We start from the raw sequence: 25,192 nt of genomic DNA, 5'->3' as shown, positions 1-25,192 counted from the left end.
GACGATCCCGGCGATTCCCAGAGTGTTGATCAGGACGACCGGCTGAAGTTGTCATCACTAGACATAGCTAGGTTCACCGATCATGGTTTGTGCCAATGAACTGCCGGGCACGGCATCGTGCCCGGCCAGATCGCCTATTTCTTGATCGGGAAGGTCAGTTCCTGCTCAGTGGTATCGACCACGAAGACAGCAAGCAGCTTTGCCGGCTTAGTCTTGCTGGCGTTTTCGCTGACACCGTGGCGATCGCCCGGAAATTCTGAGAAGCTTTCACCGGCGCTATAGACAGTGACGGGGCCATCGTTGACCTGACTGCGGATCGCGCCTTCGAGAACGGTCGCGTAAATGAAGGCGGACACTGGATGTGTATGGCCCTCCGAGAAACCACCCGGAGCATATTCGACGAGAACGCCCTTCATGCTCTTGCCGGGTACGTTCGGCAGTTTGTGGTCATAGACCAGCGTAACCTTTGCGCCCTCCCCGCCACCGGGTGCATCATGCGCGAGAGCCGAACCTGACAGGAGAGCCGTCAATGCGACGGCAAAAGCCAATGACTTGATCATGTTTATCGTCCTTTCATGACTTGGAGTCGATCGCTGTTTCCATATAACATATTGTTTTTATATATCTTTTTGATGTTTGACATGGCCATCAAAATGTAATGCTGTGGGCGCATGGGCCGCTTATCAGGCGGCCAATGCGCAACTCGTTATTTTCTGGGCGTTGTCGCAAACCAATCGTCGAAACCGATGCGGCCGATGCGAGGATGATTGTCGGAGACGAGTGAACCGTCTTCCAGTTTGGTGCCGAAATAGCGGGCATCCGGATCTGCGACAACGGTGCGGGAATCTCCGATCGCCTTGAGGTAGCGCGCGGCGAAATCGCAGAGACGCGCGCGCTCGGGGCCGCAGATTTCGATAATGCCGTTAGCCGGCGCGGCAAGCGCCGCGTCCGTCACGAAATCGGCGRCGTCGTCGGACGCGATCGGCTGCAGGGAACCTGTCGACAAGCGGGCCGTGTCGCCAACCGTGCCCTCCTGGGCGATACCGCCGAGAAATTCCATGAACTGTGTGGAACGCACGATGGTGTAGGGAATGCCGGCTTCCCGGATGATCTTTTCCTGGGCGACCTTGGCTCGAAGATAGCCGCTATCCGGCAACCGATCCGTGCCGACGATGGAAAGCGCGATGTGGTGTTTCACGCCGGCCGCGATTTCCGCTGCCATCAGGTTCTTGCCCGCCGTCTGAAAGAATTCAAGCACGGCCTTATCCTCGAAGGATGGCGAGTTCGCGAGGTCGATCACCACGTCGGTATTCTTCAGTGCTTCCGCCAAGCCCTCCCCGGTAAGGGTGTTAACGCCGGTTTTCGGGGCAGCGGCAATGACCTCATGCTCTTTCTTGCGCAGGCGCTCTGCGGTCTTGGAACCGATCAGGCCGGTTCCGCCGATAATCACGATTTTCATAAGACGCTCCATTTGCTGCGCGCCCATGCGGTGCGCGTGGTTCAATAGGTGGATAGGTGAAGGCTGGTTGAAGCGCGGGCTTGAAGGCCGGGCTGGGCACGGCCTTCAAGGATGCACGCTTTGGTTCGGCCTTAATTCAACAAGCGGTCAGTAGTCCCAAAAGACCGGGACCCAACGAAAGGCGTCGCCGTCGACCGCGACATGGCCAACGGAAGGAAACGGCATATGCGTTGCCACCAACAGTTCGCCGGTCGCTGCAAGCTCCCGCAAAAGCCGGACCCGAACGCGGGCAGCCTCCTCGGGGTCATGTTCGAAGCCGTTGTACCAGTCGGGGTGGTCGAACCCGACCGCGAACACGGCGTCGCCGGCAAACATCAGACGGTCGTTGCCTGAGGCCACGCGGACCACGCTGTGCCCAGGGGTGTGCCCGCCGGTACGAGAGACGACCACGCCCGGCGCTACTTCATGCTCATCCTCGAACAGCCTGAGATGGCTGCGATACTCTTTGGCGAACCGCTTGGCGGCCGCCCGAAGCGCGTCGGGGAAGCCCGCCGGCATCGAGACGTGGGAGAAATCGGGCGACTCCCAAAATTTGACCTCGGCCGCCGCCACGTGGATCCGCAGGTCCGGACGCAGCTGTTCCTTCACCCCGTCGACGAGCAGCCCGCCAACGTGGTCCATGTGCATGTGTGTCAGCACCACGTCGGTCACGGATCCAAGATCGATGCCGGCGGCCTCCAGGCGCTTCATCAACTGCCCGGCCCGCGGCAAGTTCAAGTCCGGGTCTAATCCTAACCCGGCGTCGATGAGTATGGTCTGCCCGCCGCTGCGCACCACGACCACGTTCAGTGCCCAGTCGAAGGCGTCCGGCGGCAGGAACATGTCGCCCAGCCAGGCGGCCCGGGCGGCCGGCTCGGCGTTGTGTCCCAACATCGCGGTTGGGAGCGGTAGCACCCCATCGCTGATCACCAGCACGTCAATCTCGCCGATCCGTACCGCATAGCGCGACGGAACCAGCTCTTCGGGCGCCGGTCTGCTGGGATGTGAGCTGTTGTCCAGTTTCATGCCTGACTTCTGAGTGTCATTGATCATCTGGTTCATCTTTGAAAACTCCTGTGTTCTATCCTGGTGCTAATCCTGGGTGGCTTACGCTTCCTGGACGGGAAGCGCGGTCAATGCGGGTGAAGTCTCTAGCGGTCGGTGACACACTCACTGCTGGCGTGTCCTCTAATGATCTAGCGAAACCGATCTGCGGCTGCGCCAGAACGATTGCTGCCGCTGCAGAGCAATTGCTGTTGACGCATGCGCATGCGGCAGTCGCCCGGGGTTTCGCCGGTTTGTTGGATGCAGCCGCGAGAGAAACGTCCGGCAATGATCCTCAAAGACATCCTGGCCTTCGGGATCGTCGTTTACGTGGTTCTCGACTGCTTCGACCTTAGGGTCGGCATCCGATATCGAGTTGGAACACCATCGCCCCATCTGAGATAGCAACGAGACGTCACTCGTCTGGCAAGCTGGTGCTGCGGCCTTTCCAACAGGCCTCGCCATCAACATCTCGGGGCCGTTGATTGAAGCTCGGCGCGCTTTCCCAAGCGGGCGGAACGGTGCCAAAACGATGAAGGTGGGCGCTGTGGATTTCCTCACCAAGCCGGTGTCAGACCAGACGCTGCTCGATGCGGTGATAGCCGGTATCGCGTTGGATGGCCCCGGCGCACGGAAGCTATCGTCGTCAAACGCAATCTTGAACGTTTAGGGATGCTGACGCATCGCGAGCGCGAGATCCTACGCGAGGTGGTGACGCGCGGGCGCCTCAACAAACAGATCGCTTTCGACCTCGGCATCAGCGAAGTCACGGTCAAGCTCAGATGGCTTCGAGGGCTTTTGCCTCGCGGGCGATGAAATCGCAGACCAGTTTTACGCGCAACGGCACGGTGCGACCAAAGGCGTGCAGTGCATTAAAGGGAGCGCTAGGGAACGCAAACCCCGCCGCGAGTGTAACAAGCGTGCCGTCTGCCAGGTCTTTCGCGACCAGACATCGCAGAAGATAGGCCGCCCCCAGCCCACTGAGCGCAGCCTGAATGAGTGCGGCCCCTGAGTCGCAATCGACGCGCCCGAAGGGAATGAAGCTCGTCCCGTCCGGCAGGCGCAGAGGCTGCGTGACACCACCCAGTGCATAGCGGGCAAAGGGCAAAGCCGCCAGCGCTTCGGCAGTTGCAGGATTGCCCCAGGTCTTCAGAAAGGTCGGAGACCCGACGATCGTCATCGGCAGGTCGGCCAGGTGACGAACCATGAGGTCCCCCGGCGCGGGATTTCCAACGCGCAGCACAACGTCGTAGTCCTCCCTGATCAGGTCGACGAACCGATCCGTAAGTCCGACTTCGAGATGCAGGTTCGGATAGTCGGCTGCAAAGCTTTCGAATATGCGCGGCAGCAGTAGAGGGGCCATTTCGCTAGGCATGCTGATGCGCAAGCGACCCGAGGGCGCAACGTCGGACCTGATCGCCTCTTCACTTGCATCCAGGTCCCGCAACAGCGGCGCAACGCGGTCGAAGAAAAGTTGCCCGTCCTGGGTAAGCATCAGGGCGCGCGTGGAGCGCAGGAACAGCCGGGCGCCAATCTTCTTTTCCAGCCGCGCCACGCTCTTCGACACCGCTGACGGTGTCGTCGCCAGATCGCGGGCCGCGGCGCTGAACGATCCGGCCTCTACCGTCCGCACAAAAGCCATCAATCCGGGCATCTCGTTGAGCAGATTCGGCATTTGCACCTCCGCGGCACAGATCATGTGCCCGCCCATGATCTAATGACGAAGGATGGCAGCGTTTATCTCATTTCTCGTTGAAAGGAGATAAGCAATGCAACACCTCAAAGACAAGGTCGCCGTCATCACCGGCGGCAATAGCGGCATCGGCAAGGCGACCGCTCGGCTGTTCGCGGAAGAAGGAGCGCAGGTCATCATTTCCGGGCGCCGGGAGGATGCTGTCGACCGCGCCGTGCAAGAAATCGGTCCGTCGGCCATCGGCTTCGTGGGTGATGCCGCCGACCTGGAAGATCATCGCAGGCTGGCGGACACCGTGAAGAGCCGCTTCGGCGGGCTCGACATCTACATGGCCAATGCCGGGATCATCAACCTCACCCCCTCCGCCGAGGTGACTCCGGCAGACTATGACCGGCACTTCGCAATCAATACGCGCGGCGTGTTCTTCGGCGTGCAGACGATCGCCCCTCTGATCCGCGACGGCGGAAACATCATCGTTACGAGCTCGCTCGCGGCCACGAAGGTCCTCCCGGACCATACTGTCTATGCCGGTTCAAAGGCAGCAACCGCTGCCTTTGCGAAAAACTGGGCGATCGAATTCAAGCCGCGGCGGATCCGCGTCAACATCCTGAGCCCGGGACCGGTCGAGACGGAAATCCTCGCCAAGCTGGGCGTATCGGAGGCCGAGCGACCGGCATTCGAAGATTACATGGCTTCCCTGATCCCTGCCGGCCGTCTCGGCCGACCGGAAGAGTTGGCGCGCGCCGCACTCTTCCTCGCCTCCGACGCGGGAAGCTTTGTCAACGGGATCGAGCTTCACGTCGATGGCGGTATGACCCTGGCTTAAACGGCCTGCCCTTTGCCAGCCCCAACGGGCTCTACAACCTGTCGAAGCTGTCGGTGGACTATGATCTGGGATATATCGACCTGGAGCAGAGGACTTTGCAAACCACCGACAATTCGTTCGGCACGAGGTTGTCACCCGTGTCTGAGGAACAATCTGTTACCTGTGTCTTCGGTATGGGCAATTTGGAAACTGGAGCGGGCGAAGGGATTCGAACCCTCGACCCCAACCTTGGCAAGGTTGTGCTCTACCCCTGAGCTACACCCGCTCAATCCGCATCGGTCCGGGGTAGTTATTGGACCGTGGGCGCCGCCTCGCGGCGACCGGCGCTATATGGCCTAACGGGTTTTCAAATGCAACAGGGAAATGACGGTGAGGCGAAGAAAAATTCTGGTGTTCGCAGAGCTCGGGCGGAAAGGCCGCAAATGCGGGGCAAAGCGTCGGTCGCAAAGATTGCCAAACGATGTGGACGGACTTAATCAAGACGCCTCGCTTTTTTCCCTTCCCGTCCAATGGATTGCCCCATGTCCGAAAATGCCCCCAAGACCAGAGAAGAATTGTTTGCCTTTCTCGACGGGCTCGGCATCGCCCATAACACCGTGGACCATGCGCCGGTCTTCACTGTCGCCGAATCGGTGGCCCTGCGCGACGAGATCCCCGGCGGGCACACCAAGAATCTCTTCGTCAAGGACAAGAAGGACAAGTATTTTCTGCTGACGGTGGAGGAAAATGCTGCCGTCGACCTCAAGCAGGTGCATAATGCCATCGGCGGGTCCGGCCGGGTCTCTTTCGGCAGACCGGAGAAGCTGATGGAGTATCTCGGCGTGGCTCCGGGTTCGGTCACGGCGTTCGGCGCGATCAACGATACTGCGGAGAATGTCACCTTCGTGCTCGATGCCGAGCTGATGCGCGAGGAGATCGTCAACTGCCATCCGCTATCCAATGATGCGACGACCTCGATTGCGAGCAGTGACCTCGTCCGTTTCATGGAAGCGACGGGACATAAGCCACTTGTCTTGAAAGTGACGTCCTGACATACGATTTTAGCGCTAAAGCGCGTGGCGATCTTTTAGATTCGCTTGCCGCGCTTTAGTCTTTGGTTTTGCGCATGTCTTTATCGCAAAACCGCACCACAGTTTTGCGCGAGATGCTTTAGCAAAGACGCCGGAAGGATCGGCGCGGCGGGAGATACCTATGAGCGGCAGCGACAACCCCTATAGCGGTTCCTTCGGAAATCAGATGACGGCGACGACAAGCTTCGGCGGGGCACCGGAACCCGCGGCTGCGGCCGGCAGCTACATCACGGATACGACGACCGCGAATTTCGGCAAGGATGTGATCGAGGAATCGCGCAAGCAGCCGGTGCTGGTCGATTTCTGGGCGCCCTGGTGCGGTCCGTGCAAACAGCTGACGCCGGTCTTGGAGAAAGTGGTCAACGAAGCCAAGGGCCGCGTCCGGCTGGTCAAGATGAACATCGACGATCATCCCTCGATCGCCGGCCAGCTCGGCATCCAGTCGATCCCCRCCGTCATCGCCTTCGTCAACGGTCGCCCCGCCGACGGTTTCATGGGCGCGGTGCCGGAAAGTCAGATCCAGCAGTTCATCGACCGGATCGCCGGTCCGGCCGGCGCCGACGAGGCGGCGGAAATCGAAGCCGTACTTGCGGAAGCGGCGGAACTGTTTGCTGCCGGCAATATCAACGAGGCTGCTCAGCTCTATGGCGCTGTCATGCAGGCCGACCCCGAGAATGCCAAGGCGCTTGCCGGAATGGCCGAATGCATGATCGCCGCAAACCAGCATCAGCGGGCGCGCGAAATCCTGACGGAATTGCCGGAAGAGCTGGCGAAAGACGCCGGCATCCAGGCCGTGCTGATGAAGCTCGAGCAGATCGAAGAGGCCCGCAAGCTCGGCGATCCCGTTGCGCTTGAGCGCGAGCTGGCTGCCAATCCCGATGACCACGAGTCGCGTCTGAAGCTCGCCAAGATTCGCAATGTCGAAGGCCGGCGCGACGAAGCGGCCGACCATCTGCTTCTGATCATGCGCAAGGACCGTGCCTTCGACGATGATGGCGCCCGCCGCCAATTGCTTCAATTCTTTGAAGTCTGGGGCTTCAAGGATCCGGCGACGGTTGCAGCGCGCCGCAAGCTTTCAGCCATGCTGTTCTCGTAAAGCGATCCAGCTTTCCTGGAAGCGCAGCACCGCTCTAGCCTTTTGTTTTCACGCAATTCCGGGAAAACCGCTTCGCACTTTTCCCGGAATTGCTCCCGGCTCCGCGCGTCCAACAGGACGCGCCAACCGCGCGCTATCGCATTCAATCCACGTATAATCCTGCTCGAACATCGATCCTGATTTTCAGGGTATGAGTTAAGTTTCGAGCATCTGCCCTTGCGTTTTCGGACGAGGGCACCACATTCTCGTCAGAACGGGCATGCCCGTTACAAGAATGCGGGACGGTTTCATGCAAGTCGGGAATGCCAGATACCTGAAGCCGGGCGATCTGCCTGATGCGATCGCTGTCTTCCCCCTGACCGGCGCCCTCCTGCTGCCGGCCGGGCAGCTTCCCCTCAACATTTTCGAGCCGCGCTACCTGGCGATGCTGGATGCAGCACTGACCGGAAACCGGCTGATCGGCATGGTGCAGCCGGCGCTTGGCGAACATGAGGACAAGGGCGGCGAGCCCAACCTTGCCGCTGTCGGCTGCCTCGGTCGGATCACCTCCTTCGCGGAGACCGGCGACGGGCGCTATATCGTATCGCTGACCGGCGTCTGCCGCTTCCGGCTGCTGGAGGAGAAAACGACCAACGATCCCTTCCGCATCTTCCGTATCGCCCCGTTCATCGCCGACCTCTCGGCCGCGAACGAGGAGGAGGCGGTCGACCGGGCGGCACTTCTGACCGCCTTCAAGGCCTATCTCGATGCCAACAAGCTCGAGGCCGACTGGGAGAGCGTCGAACGGGCGAGCAATCTGACGCTCGTCAATTCGCTGGCGATGATGTCGCCCTTCGGGCCGGCAGAAAAGCAAGCGCTGCTGGAGGCGCCGGACCTGAAGACGCGGGCCGAGACGCTGATCGCCATTACCGAAATCGTGCTGGCGCGCGTCTTCGGTGACTCCGACACGGTTCTGCAGTAGACTTCAGCCATGGATGAAAAACTCAGCCGCGTCGATCCAAAGCTGCTCGATCTCCTGGTCTGCCCGCTCTCCAAGGGCCGGCTTTCCTATGATCGCGAGCAGAATGAGCTTGTCTCGGAAAAGGCACGACTTGCCTATCCGATCCGCGACGGCATTCCGATCATGCTGGTGTCCGAGGCCCGCCGCCTCGACGACTAAAGCAATTCCAGGGAATTGCGTAAAAACAAAGATTAAATCGTCTCTCCGGCAAGCAGGCGCGGATTGTCCTTTGCCGTCGTTCCGGCCGCCTGGCCGATGAAGAAGGATTTGAGGCGCGGCAGCCGGTCGACGATGCCGAGGCCGACGTCGCGGGCGATGCGGACCGGCGTCGCATCGTTGGAGAAGAGCCGGTTCAGCACGTCGGTCGTCACCCCCATGCGGAAAGTGTCGAAGCGCCGCCAGGTCTGGTAGCGCTCGAGGATATTGATCGAGCCGATATCGAGGCCGAGGCGATCCGCGTCCACGATGGTTTCGGCAAGTGCCGCCACATCCTTGAAGCCGAGATTGAGACCCTGACCGGAAATCGGGTGAATGCCGTGGGCGGCGTCGCCGGCCAGCGCGAAACGCGGCGCGACGAAGGAGCGCGCCAGCGTCAGGCCAAGCGGGAAGGCGCGCTTGTCGCCGATGACTTTCAGGCTCCCAAGCTTGTGGCCGAAGCGGCGTTCGAGCTCTTCCTCGAAGATCAAGTCGTCGGCGGCAACCAGCCGGTTGGCATCCGGCGTCCGCTCCGTCCAGACGAGCGAGGAGCGGTTGTTCTTGAGCGGCAGGATGGCGAAGGGGCCGGCCGGCAGGAAATGTTCCTCGGCGCATCCGTCATGCGGCCGCTCGTGTTCGACTGTTGCAACGATGCCGGACTGGCCGTAGTCCCAGGTGACGGCCCTGATACCGGCCAGATCGCGCAGTTTCGAGCGCACGCCGTCGCAGGCAACCAGCAGCCGCGTTTCCAGCGCGCTGCCGTCCGAAAGCGTGACGGTGACATGGGTGTCGTGGGTCTTCAGCTCCGTGGCGCCGAGCCCGTGGCGGATGTCGATGCCGAGCCGTTCGCAGGCGCCGCGCAGTGCTGCGACCATGGCAACATTCGGGATCATGTGGGCGAAGGGCCGGCCTTCAGTCACTTCGCCGTCGAAGGTCAGAAAAACCGGACGCACCGGATCGGAGGTCTTGGAGTCGGTGACGATCATTTTGGTGATCGGCTGGGCTTCCGGTTCGATCTCGTTCCAGATGCCGAAGACCTCGAGCATCTTCGCCGCCGCCGCGATGATGGCGGAAGCGCGCGTATCGTTTTTCCAGACATGTTCGGGGGCGGCCTCGACGACGGCGACATTCAGATGGGGTGCCGCCTGTTTGACCGCGACAGCGGCGGAAAGGCCGACATAACCCCCGCCCACAACCAGCATGTCCAGCATCGCGCCGCTCCCGTACCTTATGCCTCAGATGTGATCTATATAGATCATCGCAACTTCACTTCCTACCGCTGGGAGACATAGAAATGACAGGCGAGACGACCGGGCCTTCGGCGATGGAGACGCTGCTTTCGACGCTCGACCTCGAGCCGATCGAGGTCGATATCTTCCGCGGCCGCAGTCCCAAGGTCGGCTGGCAGCGGGTCTTCGGCGGCCAGGTGATCGGCCAGGCGCTGATGGCGGCGCAGCGCACCATCGAGGGCGAACGTTTCGTCCATTCGCTGCATGCTTATTTCATGCGTCCCGGCGATCCCTCGGTGCCGATCATCTATCAGGCGGAGCGCATTCGCGACGGATCGAGCTTCAATACGCGGCGTGTCGTCGCCATCCAGCACGGCAAGGCAATCTTCGCGCTGTCGGCCTCCTTCCAGGTGGAGGAGCCGGGCTTAGAACACCAGACTGCGATGCCCGAGGTCGAGATGCCGGAGGCGCTGCTCGGCGAGCAGCAGATCAAGGAGCAGTATCTCGCGCATGCGCCGGAGGCGATCCGAAAATACTGGCAGCGTGAGCGGCCGATCGAGATCCGTCCCGTCTCGCTGACCCACTATTTTTCCGACAGGAAGCTCGATCCCAAACAGGACGTCTGGGTGCGCGCCACCGGCCCGGTTCCCGACGACCGGCTCTATCAGGCGGCGGTGCTTGCCTATCTTTCGGACATGACGCTGCTCGATACGTCGCTCTATGCGCACGGAACGTCCATCTTCGACCAGAGCCTGCAGGTGGCGAGCCTCGATCACTCCATGTGGTTCCACCGACCCTGCAAGCTCGACGACTGGTTGCTTTATACGCAGGACAGTCCGTCGGCTTCAGGTGCCAGAGGATTAACCCGGGGTAGCCTGTTTACGCGATCGGGCCGCCTAATCGCATCGGTCGCGCAGGAAGGCCTGATTCGGAAAAAGGCAAATGAATAAAAATTGTGCAACTTTGTAAATTTGCGCGTTATTTGTGCGCTTATTGGCCGATCATTTGCCTGTTTATTGGCACTCTTTATTATAACCTTTACTTTTCAATAACTTACGATCTGCCTCGAATCTGGCACGCCCCTTGAATGTGTATCGCCGGTCGCTGTTCAGGAACGTCAGCGGCAAGGAGAGTCGGCTCCGCGCCGAGGATAACGAAGGATGGGAAACCAGATGAAAATTGTGATGGCCATTATCAAGCCGTTCAAGCTCGATGAGGTCCGCGAAGCCCTTACGGCGATCGGTATTCAGGGGCTGACCGTAACCGAGGTGAAGGGCTACGGGCGCCAGAAGGGGCACACCGAAATCTATCGCGGCACCGAATATGCAGTCAGCTTCCTGCCGAAGCTCAAGATCGAAATCGCGGTTGCATCGGAACTCGTCGACAGGGCGGTCGAGGCCATCGCGGCATCGGCCAAGACCGGCCAGATCGGTGACGGCAAGATCTTCGTCTATTCGATCGACCATGCCGTGCGCATCCGTACGGGCGAAACCGACTCAGAAGCGCTGTAAGAACGGCAGATCAAGGAGCTTTATCCAATGTCAATTTCGAAGTTTTCTTCCACCTTTGCGCGGCTTTGCGCAGCTTCGGCCGCCCTTCTGGCGCCGGCCGTCGCTTTCGCGCAGGAGGCTGCGCCAGCTGCCGCCACCGCTGCTGCTGCTCCTGCTTTCACCATGGACAAGGGTGACAATACCTGGATGCTCGTCTCGTCGGCGCTCGTCCTTCTGATGACCATCCCCGGCCTTGCGCTTTTCTACGGCGGTCTCGTCCGCGCCAAGAACATGCTCTCGGTGCTGATGCAGGTCTTCATGATCACGGCCGTCGTGGCGCTGATCTGGGTGACCTATGGCTATTCGCTCGCCTTCACCGACGGCGGCTCGCTGAACAGCTTCGTCGGCGGCTTCTCCAAGGCGTTCCTGGCCGGCGTTAACACGTCGTCGCTCGCCGAGACCTTCTCGAAGGGCGTCGCCATTCCGGAATACACCTTCATCGTGTTCCAGATGACCTTCGCCTGCATCACGCCCGGCCTGATCGTCGGCGCATTCGCCGAACGCGTCAAGTTCTCGGCCGTCATGCTCTTCGTCGTGCTCTGGGTTACCTTCATCTACTTCCCGATGGCACACATGGTCTGGTTCTGGGGCGGTCCGAGCTCCTACACTTCGCCGGCCGGCCTGATCTTCTCCTATGGCGCAATCGACTTCGCCGGCGGCACGGTCGTTCACATCAATGCCGGTATTGCGGGCCTCGTCGGCGCCATCATGCTCGGCAAGCGCACGGGCTATAAGAAGGAAATCATGGCTCCGCACTCGATGACGCTGACCATGGTCGGCGCCTCGCTGCTCTGGGTCGGCTGGTTCGGCTTCAACGCCGGCTCCAACCTCGAAGCCAATGCCTATGCCTCGCTTGCCTTTATCAACACCTTCGTCGCAACGGCTGCCGCCGCTGTGTCCTGGTGCATCGTCGAAACCCTCACCCGCGGCAAGGCTTCCATGCTGGGTGGTGCTTCTGGCGCCGTCGCCGGTCTCGTTGCCATCACCCCGGCGGCAGGCTTTGCCGGTCCGATGGGCTCGATCGTTCTCGGCCTCATCGTCTCGCCGGTTTGCTACTTCTTCGTCGACGTCGTGAAGAACAAGTTCAACTACGACGACAGCCTCGATGTCTTCGGCGTCCATTGCGTCGGCGGCATCATCGGCGCTCTCGGCACCGGTATCCTCGTCAACCCGGCGCTCGGCGGCGCAGGCATCGTCGATTATTCCACAGCCGATTTCGCAGCCTCCTATGCCGGCACGGCAACGCAGGTCTTGGCTCAGGCCAAGGGCGTGCTGACGACGCTGCTGTGGTCGGGCATCGGCTCGGCGATCCTTTACAAGATCGTCGACGTCGTCATCGGCCTGCGTGTGACCGTCGAAGCCGAACGCGAAGGTCTCGACCTTTCGACCCACGGCGAAGCCGCCTATCACTCTTCCTGATCACAGGGTTTGCGGCGCCCGGCAGAAGGGCGCCGCTGCACGGCCCGTCGCGGCCTATCTAACCATAGACCGCATTTGGCCCGGACCTTCCAAGGTTCGGGCTTTTTTCATTTCCCGGTTCGGAATGCACGTCCTAGCATGCATGGTTAACATCGCTTTAACCCGGCTCTGATTAGGTAGAGCGGACGCATTTTGGCACGGCGAAGCTTTAGCGATTCGCGTGTCCTCAGGCATTGGACGGGTTAGACACATGGCAAGAAGCACGTCGCCGGCAATGGATGGCCGTCCGGATCGGTTCTCCTTCTCGGCATTCATGCTGCGGCAGATCCAGGCGCTCATCGGCTTTGCGATCTTTCTGCTGCTGGCGTTCTGCGTCGCGGCACTGGCGACTTGGAATGTTGCGGATCCGAGCTATTCCTATGCGACCGCCAATCTGCCGACCAATATTCTCGGTTACAGCGGTGCCGCCTTTGCCGATATCGTCATGCAATTCCTCGGCCTTGCCAGCGTTGTTTCGATGCTGCCGATCGTCGCCTGGGCGCTGACGCTGATCTCGGGCCGCCGCTTCAGCCGTATTCCTGCCCGCATCGGCGCCTGGTTTGCCGGTTCGGTACTCTCTTCCGCCGTCATCGGCTGTTTTCCGCCGCCACTCACCTGGCCGATTCCGAACGGCATCGGCGGCGTCGTCGGCGACATGATCCTGCGTTTTCCGGCACTCTTTGTCGGCGCTTATCCGACAGGCACCTTCGCCATGATCGTCGGCTGCATCTTTGCCGCGCCGACCGCCTGGATGATGCTCTTTGCCTCCGGCCTCGTCGGTCGCAGCGACGCCGACGAGGAGATCGAGGAAGATTACGTCGATACGCGTAGCAAGGCTCGCGTCGTCGGAGACGAGGACGAGGAGGAGGATGAGTCCCGCTGGGTCGCTTTCAGCGGGGCCGTGACGCATGCCTGGTACATGAGCCAGGGCCGGCTGCGCCGGCTCTTCGGCATGGGACCGCGCAAGCGCCGTCAGGGCGATTACGAATCACCTTATGATTTCAACGATGACGAGTTCGGGACGCTGAACGAACCCGTTCGCGCCAAGGCGCCGACCGTCCGCGGCGAGCGCATGGAGCCGTCGATGGAACCGTCGATGGGGTCAAGGACGGCTTCGCCGCGGCGCATCGTTTCCGCGCCGTCGCTGTCGATCGATGACGACGACGACAATGACGACGACCTGCCCTTTGATAGCGACATGCCGCCGCGCCCGGCCGATATCCTGCCCGACGACGATGACGACGACTGGATGATCCGCGCGCCGGCAAAGGCGGCCGGCAAGCCGGAACCGCGCGTCGTCCCGGTGGTCGCACGTCCAAAGCCCAGCGCCCGCATCGAACGGGAAGCGCAGGGCTCGTTCATCCGTCCCGAGGGTTTCCAGCTTCCGTCGATGCATCTGCTCGCCGAGCCGAAGAATGTCGTGCGCGACTCCACGCTTTCGGCCGATGCGCTGGAACAAAATGCCCGCATGCTCGAAGGCGTGCTGGAAGATTTCGGCGTCAAGGGCGAGATCATCCACGTCCGTCCAGGCCCCGTCGTCACGCTCTACGAACTGGAGCCGGCGCCCGGCATCAAGTCGTCGCGCGTCATCGGCCTTGCCGACGATATCGCCCGCTCGATGAGCGCCATTGCCGCCCGTGTTGCCGTCGTGCCCGGCCGCAACGCGATCGGCATCGAATTGCCGAACCAGACGCGCGAGACCGTCTATCTGCGTGAACTCATCGCCTCCAGGGATTTCGAAGGCAGCAAGGCGAAGCTCGCCATGGCGCTCGGCAAGACGATCGGCGGCGAAGCCGTCATCGCCGATCTCGCCAAGATGCCACACCTGCTGGTGGCCGGCACCACCGGCTCCGGCAAGTCGGTCGCCATCAATACGATGATCCTGTCGCTGCTCTACCGCATGACGCCGGAGCAGTGCCGGCTGATCATGATCGACCCGAAGATGCTCGAACTCTCCGTCTATGACGGCATCCCGCATTTGCTTTCGCCTGTCGTCACCGATCCGAAAAAGGCCGTCGTCGCGCTCAAATGGACCGTTCGCGAGATGGAAGAGCGCTACAAGAAGATGTCGAAGATCGGCGTGCGCAACATCGATGGCTTCAACACCCGCGTCGAGCAGGCGCTGTCGAAGGGCGAGGCGATATCGCGTACGGTGCAGACCGGCTTCGACCGCCATACCGGTGAGGCGATGTACGAGACCGAAGAATTCGATCTCAGGCCGATGCCCTATATCGTTGTGATCATCGACGAGATGGCCGACCTGATGATGGTCGCCGGCAAGGATATCGAAGGCGCGGTCCAGCGTCTGGCGCAGATGGCGCGCGCGGCCGGCATTCACGTGATCATGGCGACACAGCGTCCGTCCGTCGACGTCATCACCGGCACGATCAAGGCAAACTTCCCGACCCGCATCTCCTTCCAGGTGACGTCGAAGATCGACAGCCGCACCATCCTTGGCGAACAGGGCGCCGAACAGCTGCTCGGCATGGGCGACATGCTCTACATGGCGGGCGGCGGGCGTATCCAGCGCGTGCACGGCCCGTTCGTTTCGGATGTCGAGGTGGAAGAGATCGTCTCCTATCTGAAGACCCAGGGCTCGCCGCAATATCTCGACGCGATCACCGCCGATGACGACGAGGACGGCGACTATGGCGGCGGTGGCGGTGGTCCGGCCGGCACGTCCAATCTTTCCGAATCGGAAGATCCCTACGACCAGGCGGTCGCCATCGTGCTGCGCGACGGCAAGGCGTCGACCTCCTATGTCCAGCGCCGACTCGGCATCGGCTACAACCGCGCCGCCTCGCTCGTCGAGCGCATGGAGAAGGAGGGCATCATCGGGCCGGCCAACCACGCGGGCAAGCGCGAGATTCTCGTTCCCACCGAAGGCGACATCCTCGACCGCTGACAGAACAGGCATATATTTCCGATGCAGCCGCTTTTGCGGAAACCTGATAGCATCGAAGCCGTTACCTCTCGCAGGCCGATCGCAACGCCTTGAAGACGCCGCCTTTCGGCAGCATGCAGATGGCATAAAGGAGATTTAGATGAGTCACTCCGATACCTTCCTCTCCGGCCTGACGGTAACGCGCCGCGACCTTCTCGGCGCCTTCGCCGTTGCTGCGATGGCGAGCGCCATTCCCCTCGGCGCTTACGCGCAGGCGGCAGCTCCCGCCTCCGGCACGGCGCAGGCGATCGCCGATCATTTCTCCGGCGTCACGACGATGCAGGGTGAATTCGTGCAGTTCGGCCCGCGCGGCGAACAGACCGGCGGCAAGTTCTTCATCCAGCGTCCCGGCAAGCTGCGTTTCAACTATGACGATCCGTCGCCGATGCGGGTGATCGCCGACGGCAAGAATGTCGCGATCGGCAATACGAAGCTCAAGACCTGGGATCTCTATCCGCTCTCCAAGACCCCGCTCAGCCTGCTCCTGGCGCAGCATATCGACCTGTCGGCCGGCATGGTGAAGGGCGTGAAGGAAGAGTCTGATCTGACGACGATCGCGCTCGGCAACAATACGGTGTTCGGAAACTCGACCATCACCATGATGTTCGACCCGAAGACCTACGACCTGCGTCAGTGGACGATCACCGACAATCAGGGCAAGGACACCTCGGTGATGATCTTCAACGTCAAAACCGGCGTGCAGTTCGACGATCGCGTCTTCCGCGTGCCCTATGAGACCATTCCGGGCACGCCTCAGTCGCGCGATTGAAACCTTTTCGGTTGATCGCCGGCCGCTTTCACACGCGGCCGGTTCCCTCGCGTCCGCCTTTGTTTTAAAGCCCTTTCATGAAAGCGCGTCGCGTCGAGCCACTGCAGCTCGGCCGGCACGCTGGCATTGGACGCGAGAGGGTATGGGGCATGGGCTTTTCGATCACCACCTGGAACATCAACTCGGTGCGGCTGCGCATGCCGATTGTCGAGCAGCTCGTTCTCAAGCACAGGCCCGATATCCTCTGCCTGCAGGAAACCAAGGTGACGAACGAGCTGTTTCCGGCGGCACCGCTGCGGGCGATGGGCTACAATCACATCATCATCCATGGCCAGAAGGGCTATCACGGCGTGGCGATCGCCTCGCGCATTCCGCTGACCGAGGATCACCGGCAGGATTATTGCGGCGTCGGCGATGCGCGCCACATCTCGGCGATCTTCGAGCACGGCAATCGTCGCGTCCGGCTGCATAATTTCTACGTCCCGGCCGGCGGCGACGAACCGGATCGCACGATCAATCCGAAATTCGGCCACAAGCTCGATTTCATCGAGGAGATGAAGCTGCTGAAAGCCAACGGCGAGGCCAACACCTCAGCCATCCTCGTCGGCGACCTCAACATCGCGCCGCTGGAGCATGATGTCTGGTCGCACAAGCAGCTTCTGAAGATCGTCAGCCATACGCCTGTCGAAACCGAGGGGCTGCTCGAGGTGATGAAGCGCGGCGCCTGGCTCGATCTGATGCGTCAGCATGTGCCCGAAAACGAGAAGCTCTACACCTGGTGGAGCTACCGCGCCAAGGACTGGGAGGCCGCCGATCGCGGCCGCCGTCTCGACCATATCTGGTCGTCATCGGATCTCGGGCCGCACCTGAAGCGAATCGAGATCCTGAAGGAGGCGCGCGGCTGGGATCGTCCTTCCGACCACGTGCCGGTGACGGCGCATTTCGATTTCTAGCGCATCCTCTCGGACGCGCGGCCTCTATCAAGATCAGCTGAAACGGTAGAACTGGCTTGCGGCCTTTGCCGCAAGCTCCGCGAGATTGTCGCGGATCCGGTTCTCGATCAGTCGGGCTGCGTCTGGATATTCTTCGATCAGCCGGTGGAAGAGGGCGCGGGTGATGCGGATGATGCTGGTGTCCTCGCGCGCTACCGCGGTGAACTTGCGCTCCACCAGCGTCACCAGCGCCAGCTCGGAAACCAGGGTTCCGGGACCGGCGATCCCCTCTGTCCTCTGCATGCCGTCGCTGCTCGTCGCGCTCAGCTCCAGGCTGCCGCTGAGGATGACATAGGCGCTCTCGGCGGGTGAGCCCTGGCGAAACAGCATCTGGCCGGCAGCGATCATGCGCCGGTCGGCGCCGAAGGCAATCAACCGCAGTTGATCCTCGTTCATGTCCTTGAACAGAGGAAGCTGCGCGAGCATGTGGATGTCGTCGGTCAGCGCCATGCGGGCTTTTCGCCTTAGAGCAATTCCAGCAAAAGTGCCTAGCGGTTTTGCCAGGCAAAGCGTGAAACGCTTTTGCCGGGAATTGCGTGAAAACAAAGAGATAAAGCATTTCCGTGATTCGGAGAAAAACGGAAATGCTCTAGGGTATGATTTTGTAGCCGCCGTTTTCCGTAACGAGGATTTCGGCATTGGAGGGATCGCGCTCGATCTTCTGGCGCAGGCGGTAGACGTGGGTTTCCAGCGTATGCGTCGTCACGCCGGAATTATAGCCCCAGACCTCTTCGAGCAGCACGTCGCGGGTGACGACCTTCTGTTCGGCGCGGTAGAGATAGCGGATGATCGCCGCTTCCTTTTCCGTTAGCCGGATCTTCTGGCCGTTATCGGTGGTCAGAAGCTTCTGGCTCGGCTTGAAGAGATAGGGGCCGACGGTGAAGGTCGCGTCCTCGCTCTGCTCATGCTGGCGCAGTTGCACACGGATGCGCGCGAGCAGAACGGCGAAGCGGAAAGGCTTGGTGACATAGTCGTTGGCGCCGGCTTCGAGACCGAGGATCGTGTCCGAATCGGTATCGTGGCCGGTCAGCATGATGATCGGCGCCTTGAAGCCGCCCTTGCGCAGCAGCTTCACCGCCTCGCGGCCGTCCATATCGGGCAGGCCGACATCCATGATCAGCAGGTCGACCGGCGTCGAGCGGGCGGTCGCGACACCTTTGCCGGCGTTGGCTTCCTGCAGAACCGTGAATTCCTCATACAGCGACAATTGCTCCGTCAGCGTCTGTCGAAGGTCATCGTCGTCATCCACCAGAAGAATGGTGCGTGCGGTCATGCCGTTTGCGTCCTCATGTTAAGTCCCCTAGTCCTACGCCAAATTCCTGGTTTGGCAAGGATCGGGCAACGGGCTGTTGCCGGGCCAGTTTCGATATGATTTCAATCGAAGCCCCAGACAAGGCACGACATGCGAGAAAAATGGAAAAAGCAAGGCAGAGGCCGAGTATGACGGCGTCGACGATCGTGGTGCGTCCTGCGCCGGGGCGCAAGAGCCGGGCGATCGTCCGGCTCGGCGCCATCACCGTGCCCGCTGCGATCGGCCGCTCCGGCCGCACGGTGATGAAACTCGAGGGTGACGGCGCTACGCCAATCGCCTCGATGAGGCTGATATCAGGCTTCCGGCGCGGCGAGCGGAACGGCCGGCTCGTCACCCCGCTTTCCATCCGCCGCATCCGTCCTGACATGCTCTGGTGCGATCAGTCTGGCAATGCCAGCTACAACCGCCTCGTCAGGGCGCCGTTCCGGGCAAGTCATGAGGAGATGCGGCGCAGCGACGGGCTCTACGATATCTGCCTGGTAATGGACTGGAACATTTCCTCGCGTGCGCGCAATCGCGGCTCGGCGATCTTCTTCCATCTCATCCGGCCAGGCTACGAGCCGACGGCGGGCTGCGTGGCGGTAAGCCTGCGTGATATGCGCCGCCTGCTGCCCCACCTTCGAAAGGGAACGATTGTCCGCGTCGTCTGATTGTCTTCCGGATGCGGTCGCCTATATGCTTCCGGTGACCGAACGCTCCGGCTGAAATGCGTTCAGGGACGTCCGCAAGCGCGGGCGCAATTCATGCCTCGTCCAATTCTTCAAACTCCCGGAGATATATTGTGACCGCTCAACCTATCATCACTTTCCATGACGGACATTCCATTCCACAAGTCGGCCTCGGCGTCTGGCAGACGCCGCAGGATATTGCCCCTCCCACCGTGCGCACTGCGATCGCCGCCGGCTATCGTCACATCGATACGGCTTCCGGTTACGACAACGAAGAGGGCGTCGGCGAAGGCATCCGTTCTTCCGGCCTCGACCGCAAGGACATCTTCGTCACCACCAAGCTCAGGAATACCGATCAGGGCTATGACAATACGCTGCGCGCCTTCGACGGCAGCCTGAAGAAGCTCGGTTCCGAATATGTCGACCTCTATCTCATTCACTGGCCGTCGCCGCATCGCGGCCTTTATACCGAGACCTGGAAGGCTTTCGTGCGCATCCGGGAAGAGGGTCGCGCCCGCTCGATCGGCGTGTCGAATTTCTATCCTGAACATCTCGAGCGTATCATCGGCGAAACTGGCGTCGTTCCCGTCATCAACCAGATCGAGCTGCATCCCGATTTCCAGCAGAAGGCGGCGCAGGAGGCTCATCAGAAGCTTGGTATCGCCACCGAATCCTGGAGCCCGCTCGGCCAGGGCAAGTTCATCTCGAACGCTGATATAGGCGAGATCGCCAAAAAGCATCAGAAGACGCCGGCTCAGGTGATCATTCGCTGGCACATCGATACCGGTCTTGTCGTCATCCCGAAATCGGTGACGCCGTCGCGCATCGAGGAGAACTTCCAGGTGTTCGACTTCAAGCTCGATGCCGACGACATGGCCGCGATCGCCAAGCTCGACAGCGCCAGCGCCCGCATGGGACCGGATCCGATGACGGCCGCCTTCTGAGCACTATCGAGGGCATCAGCGGTCGCCCCGGAGGAGAGATCACCCGGGCGGCCGCACTTGACGGAGGCATGCAGCCTTCAGTCAATAATTGCAATTGGACGATCCGTTGGTCGGCGCGAAGCCGTAACTGCAGCTATTGCCCAGGCTCTGCGGTCTTCCAATTGAGCCGGTATAATCGTCGAAGGCGCGTGAGGGATACCAATAACCATTGGCGCTCTTGATATAGCCGGGCCGGCCACTGCTGTAGCCGCGATATCCGTTAAGTGAAGGTATCTTCTTCTGCGCGACCTGCAGCAGTTGGTCCGAGGCGACCGTGACTGTCGGTATGGCTGGATGCATCGGCGCGGCGCCGACGGCGTCGATCGATGCCAGCGGTGCAAACATGATCAGGCTGGCTCGCAGTAAACTCACTACTAATTTCTGCCTCATGGCGCTTCCCCGATGGCGCGGTGTTCGCCGAAGCCTGAACGGTATCTGTCGCGTGTCGCGCCTGATTATCGATGAGGCCACAGGAATTTATCGATGTCGATTGCCCGAAAGGATGAAATTGGGAAGGCGGGCCATGCACAAACGGGCTCGCCCGCCACGCGCTTTAGCACAGCAATTCAGAGGGCTGCAGAGCTCTTGCGCGTGGGAGAAGGCGCGGAGCTGTGCGGATCGCAACATGTGGGTGTCGAAGCGACAGACGCCATAAAATGCAAAGCCGCCCGATGCGTATCGGGCGGCTTTCAATCTCATCCGTTGGCCGGATCAGATCAGTTCCACTCGCGGATATCGACGAAGTGCCCGGCGATCGCGGCTGCGGCTGCCATTGCCGGCGAGACGAGGTGCGTGCGGCCCTTGAAGCCCTGACGACCTTCGAAGTTGCGGTTCGAGGTCGAAGCGCAGCGTTCGCCCGGCTTCAGGCGGTCGTCGTTCATGGCAAGACACATGGAGCAGCCCGGCTCGCGCCAGTCGAAACCGGCGGCCTTGAAGATCTTGTCGAGGCCCTCGGCTTCCGCCTGTTCCTTGACGAGGCCGGAGCCCGGCACGATCATCGCGTCGACGGTTGGGGCAACCGTCTTGCCTTCGACGACCTTGGCGACTTCCCGCAGATCCTCGATGCGGCCGTTGGTGCAGGAGCCGATGAAGACGCGGTCGAGCGTGATGTCGGTCATCTTCGTGCCCGGCTTCAGGCCCATATAATCGAGCGCGCGCCACTTGGAGGTGCGCTTGGTTTCGTCCTGGATGTCGTCGGGGTTCGGAACGATGCCCTGGACGGAGATGACATCCTCGGGCGAAGAGCCCCAGGAAACGATCGGCGGCAGGCTGGCGGCATCGAGTACGACGACGCGATCGTAATGAGCGCCCTCGTCGGTCTGCAGCGTCTTCCAGTAGGCGATTGCCTGTTCCAGCGCCTCGCCCTTCGGCGCGCGCGGCTTGCCCTTGATATATTCGAAGGTCTTTTCGTCAGGGGCGATCAGGCCGGCGCGGGCGCCGCCTTCGATCGTCATGTTGCAGATGGTCATGCGGCCTTCCATCGACAGCGCGCGGATCGCTTCGCCGGCAAATTCGATGACGTGGCCGGTGCCGCCGGCCGTGCCGATCTCGCCGATGATGGCAAGGATGATGTCCTTGGCGGTGACGTGCGGCGGAAGCACGCCGTCGACCCGCACGAGCATGTTCTTTGCCTTCTTCTGGATCAGCGTCTGGGTCGCCAGCACATGCTCGACCTCTGAGGTGCCGATGCCGTGCGCCAGGGCGCCGAAGGCGCCATGCGTCGAGGTATGGCTGTCGCCGCAGACGATGGTCATGCCGGGCAGGGTGAAGCCCTGTTCCGGGCCGACAATGTGAACGATACCCTGGCGCTTGTCGCTTGCCGAATAATATTCGACGCCGAATTCGGCGGCATTGGTGGCCAGCGCTTCCACCTGGATGCGGCTTTCCTCGTTCTTGATGCCGAGATGGCGGTCGGGCGAGGTCGGGACGTTATGGTCGACGACGGCGAGCGTCTTTTCCGGCGCGCGAACCTTGCGGCCGGTCATGCGCAGGCCTTCGAAAGCCTGCGGCGAGGTGACTTCGTGGACCAGATGGCGGTCGATGTAGAGAAGACAGGTGCCGTCTGCCTGTTCATCGACCAGATGATCGTCCCAGATCTTGTCGTAGAGGGTACGCGGTGCGCTCATGGCGTTAAGTCCGTTTTTCTAAAGCTTTTGGAAAATCGAGAAATGGCAGATCAGGCTCCGCCGGCCGTCATTCGATCAACGAAGTCGGCTGTTGAGCGCACCGGACACGCACGCAAAAAACCGCGCCGGGAGGCGATAATGGTCCTGCAGCACGAAAATATGCGCACCAATGCATCTGAACTTGGATTCCATGGCCCTGCATATAGCGATTTTTCGCGGCGGCTTCAATTTGAATCATCAGGCGGCCTTCTGAGACCCCTCGGTGATGCGGCCATTGGCGCCGTCACCGCGACTTCATCCATTTCTCCGTCCGCCGCAGCGCCAGCGACAGACCGATCGTCAGGATCAGATAGATATAGGTGACGATCGAATAGGTTTCGAAGAAGCGGAAGGAGCCGGCGGCATAGACCTTGCCCATCTGGGTGATGTCGGCGACGCCGAGGACGGAGACGAGCGAGCTGTCCTTCACCATCGAGACGAAATCGTTGGAGAGTGGTGGGAAGATCACCCGGATCGCCTGCGGGAAGACGACCGAGCGGAAGCGCCGGTAGCGCGAGAGGCCGAGGGCCTTTGCCGCCTCGATCTGGCCGAGGTCGACCGACTGGAAACCGGCCCGGAAGATTTCGGCGATGAAGGAGGAATAGCCGACCGTCAGGGCGATGATCGCTCGCCACATCAGCGAGAGGTCGCGCACCAGAATGGGCTCGGTCACACCTGATGTCACCAGCGGCGAAATCAGGAAATTATAGGCTGCGACCAGGGCCGGCGCGCCGACGAAGGCGACGTAGAACAACAGTACGAGAATTGGGATGCCGCGGATGATCTCGATGTAGAATCGCGCAATCTGACGCAATACCTGGCTGTCGGCCATGCCGAGCAGGCAGATGCCGAGGCCGAGCACGGTTGCGAGCACGAAGGCGACCAGCGTGACGAAGACGGTGATGCCGACACCGTTGACGACGGTGCGGAAGACCTGGGCATAGATATCGTTGGTGACGATGACGGCGGCAAGGACGAGGCCGATCGCGACAAGCGCGACCAGCCACCAGGGATAGTCATCCTTGACGTATCTGTCGGGAGATGGTCGCAAGGCCATCAGCTGCAGCTCGGCGTCATTCGCCCATCTTGTAGTCGAGGAACCACTTCTTGTTCAGCGCATCCAGCGTACCGTCGGCCTTGAGTGCGGTGATGGCGGCATTGACCGGGGCGACAAGATCGGACCCTTTCGGGAAGATGAAGCCGAAATCCTCCGTGCCCAGCGGTTCGCCTATCAGCTTCAGGGCGCCGTTCGAGGCATCGACATAGCCCTTGCCGGCTGTGCCGTCGGTCAGCACAACGTCGACGTCGCCAGCCTTCAGGGCCTGGACGGTGGCGCCGAAGGTTTCGAAGAGTTTGATGCGCGGGTTCTGCTCGTTGCCATCAAGCACTTCGTAGACCGCGGTGTAGAAGGGCGTGGTGCCGGGCTGCGCGCCCACCAGACCGTCCTTGAATTCGCCGAAGGACTTGGCGTCAGTGAAGCGCTTCTCGTCGCCGCGCACCAGCATGAACTGCTGCGAGCGCATGTAGGGGTCGGAGAAATCCACCTTCTGTTTGCGGTCTTCCTTGATGGTGATGCCGGTCATGCCGATGTTGTACTGGCCGTCGGAAACCGCCTGGATCATCGCGTCCCAGCTGGTGTTCTGGTATTCGACCTTGACGTTCAGCCGCTTGGCGATCTCGTTCATCGCATCATATTCCCAGCCGATCGCCTTGCCGGATTTCGGATCGACGAACTGCAGCGGCGGATAGGCATTCTCGGTGACGACGACGACGCTCTTGCCGCCAAGATCAGGCAGTTCGGCGGCCGATGCGGCCAGGGGCAGAAGAGCAAGGGCGGCGAAGCTCGCAAGAACGGTACGGCGAAAGAACATTGAACGGTTCCCCTAAATTGAACGGCAAAAACTGTCACGGAAGATAGGCCCGAGGCAAGGCCGCCGGCTGCGTGCCGAAACAAAAATTAGAAAAGGCGACCCGAAGGCCGCCTTTCCAAGCAAAGAATTTTGCGTAGCGCAGAACTTATTCTGCTGCCGGTTCCGCTGCGGCGGCAGCGGCTGCTGCTGCTTCAGCAGCGGCCTTGGCTTCCGCAGCTTCGGCTGCTGCCTTCTCGGCGGCGAGCGCCTGAGCTGCTGCGACCTTTTCAGCTTCGATGCGTGCCTTTTCCTCGGCAATAGCGGCGCGCTCGGCGTCGTTGAGCTTGCGGGCGCGGACGCCGGTGTCTTCAACGATACGGGCAGACTTGCCGCGACGGTCGCGCAGGTAATAGAGCTTGGCGCGACGGACCTTACCGCGGCGAACGACGTCGACGCTTTCGATCATCGGCGAGTAGACCGGGAATACGCGCTCGACGCCTTCGCCGTAGGAGATCTTGCGGACCGTGAAGTTTTCCTGCAGGCCGCCGCCGGAGCGGGCGATGCAGACGCCTTCATAGGCCTGAACGCGGGTACGGCTGCCTTCCGTGACCTTCACGTTGACACGGACGGTGTCGCCCGGGGAAAATTCGGGAAGCGTGCGCTTGGCTTCGATCTTGGCGGCCTGTTCGGCCTCAAGCTGCTGAATGATGTTCATCGTCTTAACCTTTGGTTCTTCTGAAACAGCCAGAGCGCTCAACACTGATCCTTCGGAACTGGCCTCAGGACTTTGCCCATCAAGGGCGGGAGCGGATTCGCCATTCTTTGTTTGCTGGCAGACGGGGATAAACCC

The 25,192-nt window shown here is 61.1% G+C and carries 25 protein-coding genes, 1 tRNA gene and 1 pseudogene; 14 read left to right on the top strand and 13 right to left on the bottom strand.

The genetic code is table 11. The features are described 5' to 3' along the window. Window positions 1-134: 134 nt before the first annotated feature. The 3 genes from AC1D1Z_RS06975 to AC1D1Z_RS06965 all read right to left on the bottom strand — a co-directional run bounded on the left by AC1D1Z_RS06975 (window position 135) and on the right by AC1D1Z_RS06965 (window position 2,560). The gene (locus AC1D1Z_RS06975; protein WP_047620262.1) at window positions 135-560 is read right to left on the bottom strand and encodes a cupin domain-containing protein; all 426 of its coding nucleotides are present in this window, start codon (window positions 558-560) and stop codon (window positions 135-137) included. Between the two features lie 146 nt (window positions 561-706). After that, complete coding sequence (locus AC1D1Z_RS06970; RefSeq protein WP_477849945.1) at window positions 707-1,459, bottom strand: SDR family oxidoreductase; 753 nt, start codon at window positions 1,457-1,459, stop codon at window positions 707-709. Window positions 1,460-1,606: 147 nt separating this feature from the next. Then, entirely contained in the window at window positions 1,607-2,560 is a 954-nt protein-coding gene (locus tag AC1D1Z_RS06965) for an MBL fold metallo-hydrolase (protein WP_165505466.1), read from the bottom strand. 508 nt (window positions 2,561-3,068) lie between these two features. Between AC1D1Z_RS06965 and AC1D1Z_RS06960 the strand changes: the two are divergent. Then, window positions 3,069-3,322, top strand: a pseudogene (locus AC1D1Z_RS06960) (response regulator transcription factor); the annotation flags it as partial. Here AC1D1Z_RS06960 and AC1D1Z_RS06955 read toward each other — a convergent pair. Beyond that, complete coding sequence (locus tag AC1D1Z_RS06955; protein WP_165505465.1) at window positions 3,321-4,253, bottom strand: LysR family transcriptional regulator; 933 nt, start codon at window positions 4,251-4,253, stop codon at window positions 3,321-3,323. The pseudogene AC1D1Z_RS06960 and the gene AC1D1Z_RS06955 sit on opposite strands and share 2 nt — an antisense overlap. Before the next feature lie 58 nt (window positions 4,254-4,311). Between AC1D1Z_RS06955 and AC1D1Z_RS06950 the strand changes: the two genes are divergently transcribed. Continuing rightward, entirely contained in the window at window positions 4,312-5,061 is a 750-nt protein-coding gene (locus AC1D1Z_RS06950) for an SDR family NAD(P)-dependent oxidoreductase (protein ID WP_131646931.1), read from the top strand. 190 nt (window positions 5,062-5,251) lie between these two features. On the opposite strand, the gene AC1D1Z_RS06945 is transcribed toward AC1D1Z_RS06950, so the two are convergent. Further along, a tRNA-Gly gene (locus tag AC1D1Z_RS06945) sits at window positions 5,252-5,326 on the bottom strand. A 256-nt stretch (window positions 5,327-5,582) separates the two neighbouring features. Here AC1D1Z_RS06945 and AC1D1Z_RS06940 point away from each other — a divergent pair. From AC1D1Z_RS06940 to AC1D1Z_RS06925, 4 genes are all read left to right on the top strand, one after another. Beyond that, the gene (locus tag AC1D1Z_RS06940) at window positions 5,583-6,092 is read left to right on the top strand and encodes a prolyl-tRNA synthetase associated domain-containing protein (RefSeq protein WP_112905494.1); all 510 of its coding nucleotides are present in this window, start codon (window positions 5,583-5,585) and stop codon (window positions 6,090-6,092) included. Between the two features lie 160 nt (window positions 6,093-6,252). Next, window positions 6,253-7,227: a thioredoxin gene (gene trxA, locus AC1D1Z_RS06935; RefSeq protein WP_477849941.1), complete on the top strand. Its 975-nt coding sequence runs from the start codon at window positions 6,253-6,255 to the stop codon at window positions 7,225-7,227. A gap of 274 nt (window positions 7,228-7,501) precedes the next feature. Beyond that, window positions 7,502-8,188, top strand: a complete 687-nt coding sequence (locus AC1D1Z_RS06930) for an LON peptidase substrate-binding domain-containing protein (protein WP_018448275.1) — start codon at window positions 7,502-7,504, stop codon at window positions 8,186-8,188. A gap of 9 nt (window positions 8,189-8,197) precedes the next feature. Beyond that, the gene (locus AC1D1Z_RS06925) at window positions 8,198-8,386 is read left to right on the top strand and encodes a Trm112 family protein (protein ID WP_017966162.1); all 189 of its coding nucleotides are present in this window, start codon (window positions 8,198-8,200) and stop codon (window positions 8,384-8,386) included. 32 nt (window positions 8,387-8,418) lie between these two features. Here AC1D1Z_RS06925 and AC1D1Z_RS06920 read toward each other — a convergent pair whose 3' ends face one another. After that, entirely contained in the window at window positions 8,419-9,633 is a 1,215-nt protein-coding gene (locus AC1D1Z_RS06920) for a ubiquinone biosynthesis hydroxylase (RefSeq protein ID WP_131646929.1), read from the bottom strand. 83 nt (window positions 9,634-9,716) lie between these two features. Between AC1D1Z_RS06920 and tesB the strand changes: the two genes are divergently transcribed. The 6 genes from tesB to AC1D1Z_RS06890 all read left to right on the top strand — a co-directional run bounded on the left by tesB (window position 9,717) and on the right by AC1D1Z_RS06890 (window position 17,325). After that, entirely contained in the window at window positions 9,717-10,601 is an 885-nt protein-coding gene (gene tesB / locus AC1D1Z_RS06915) for an acyl-CoA thioesterase II (protein WP_131646928.1), read from the top strand. Between the two features lie 210 nt (window positions 10,602-10,811). After that, window positions 10,812-11,162: a P-II family nitrogen regulator gene (locus tag AC1D1Z_RS06910; protein WP_003543684.1), complete on the top strand. Its 351-nt coding sequence runs from the start codon at window positions 10,812-10,814 to the stop codon at window positions 11,160-11,162. A 27-nt stretch (window positions 11,163-11,189) separates the two neighbouring features. Next, entirely contained in the window at window positions 11,190-12,620 is a 1,431-nt protein-coding gene (locus AC1D1Z_RS06905) for an ammonium transporter (protein WP_018448272.1), read from the top strand. A 250-nt stretch (window positions 12,621-12,870) separates the two neighbouring features. Continuing rightward, on the top strand, window positions 12,871-15,564 hold the full coding sequence (locus AC1D1Z_RS06900) for an FtsK/SpoIIIE family DNA translocase (RefSeq protein WP_026230960.1): 2,694 nt from the start codon (window positions 12,871-12,873) through the stop codon (window positions 15,562-15,564). Window positions 15,565-15,703: 139 nt separating this feature from the next. After that, complete coding sequence (locus AC1D1Z_RS06895; protein ID WP_018243993.1) at window positions 15,704-16,372, top strand: outer membrane lipoprotein carrier protein LolA; 669 nt, start codon at window positions 15,704-15,706, stop codon at window positions 16,370-16,372. A gap of 149 nt (window positions 16,373-16,521) precedes the next feature. Further along, window positions 16,522-17,325 (top strand): exodeoxyribonuclease III, encoded by an 804-nt coding sequence (locus tag AC1D1Z_RS06890; RefSeq protein ID WP_026230959.1) that lies wholly within the window; start codon window positions 16,522-16,524, stop codon window positions 17,323-17,325. Between the two features lie 33 nt (window positions 17,326-17,358). On the opposite strand, the gene AC1D1Z_RS06885 is transcribed toward AC1D1Z_RS06890, so the two are convergent. Continuing rightward, window positions 17,359-17,814, bottom strand: coding sequence for a cyclic nucleotide-binding domain-containing protein (locus AC1D1Z_RS06885; protein WP_003543679.1), 456 nt, complete (start codon window positions 17,812-17,814; stop codon window positions 17,359-17,361). A 139-nt stretch (window positions 17,815-17,953) separates the two neighbouring features. After that, the gene (locus AC1D1Z_RS06880; RefSeq protein ID WP_018243991.1) at window positions 17,954-18,637 is read right to left on the bottom strand and encodes a response regulator transcription factor; all 684 of its coding nucleotides are present in this window, start codon (window positions 18,635-18,637) and stop codon (window positions 17,954-17,956) included. 167 nt (window positions 18,638-18,804) lie between these two features. Here AC1D1Z_RS06880 and AC1D1Z_RS06875 point away from each other — a divergent pair, with 167 nt between their 5' ends. Next, window positions 18,805-19,326 (top strand): L,D-transpeptidase family protein, encoded by a 522-nt coding sequence (locus tag AC1D1Z_RS06875; protein WP_131646927.1) that lies wholly within the window; start codon window positions 18,805-18,807, stop codon window positions 19,324-19,326. Window positions 19,327-19,457: 131 nt separating this feature from the next. Further along, window positions 19,458-20,288, top strand: a complete 831-nt coding sequence (locus tag AC1D1Z_RS06870; protein ID WP_131646926.1) for an aldo/keto reductase — start codon at window positions 19,458-19,460, stop codon at window positions 20,286-20,288. Window positions 20,289-20,369: 81 nt separating this feature from the next. On the opposite strand, the gene AC1D1Z_RS06865 is transcribed toward AC1D1Z_RS06870, so the two are convergent. The 5 genes from AC1D1Z_RS06865 to rplS form a co-directional block, all read right to left on the bottom strand. Continuing rightward, entirely contained in the window at window positions 20,370-20,717 is a 348-nt protein-coding gene (locus AC1D1Z_RS06865) for a hypothetical protein (protein WP_026230958.1), read from the bottom strand. A 326-nt stretch (window positions 20,718-21,043) separates the two neighbouring features. Next, window positions 21,044-22,453 carry a 3-isopropylmalate dehydratase large subunit gene (gene leuC / locus AC1D1Z_RS06860; protein ID WP_018243987.1) on the bottom strand — a complete coding sequence of 470 codons (1,410 nt, stop codon included), beginning with the start codon at window positions 22,451-22,453 and terminating at the stop codon, window positions 21,044-21,046. 283 nt (window positions 22,454-22,736) lie between these two features. Then, complete coding sequence (locus AC1D1Z_RS06855) at window positions 22,737-23,549, bottom strand: amino acid ABC transporter permease (RefSeq protein WP_018243986.1); 813 nt, start codon at window positions 23,547-23,549, stop codon at window positions 22,737-22,739. Window positions 23,550-23,565: 16 nt separating this feature from the next. Then, complete coding sequence (locus tag AC1D1Z_RS06850; RefSeq protein ID WP_047620272.1) at window positions 23,566-24,363, bottom strand: transporter substrate-binding domain-containing protein; 798 nt, start codon at window positions 24,361-24,363, stop codon at window positions 23,566-23,568. A 145-nt stretch (window positions 24,364-24,508) separates the two neighbouring features. After that, window positions 24,509-25,057, bottom strand: a complete 549-nt coding sequence (gene rplS, locus AC1D1Z_RS06845) for a 50S ribosomal protein L19 (RefSeq protein ID WP_018448262.1) — start codon at window positions 25,055-25,057, stop codon at window positions 24,509-24,511. Window positions 25,058-25,192: the final 135 nt, after the last annotated feature.

Source organism: Rhizobium sp. P1_E1 (genome assembly GCF_056406015.1).
The sequence above is the reverse complement of the archived record's forward strand: the minus strand, read 5'-3'. Positions and strand labels throughout refer to the sequence as shown.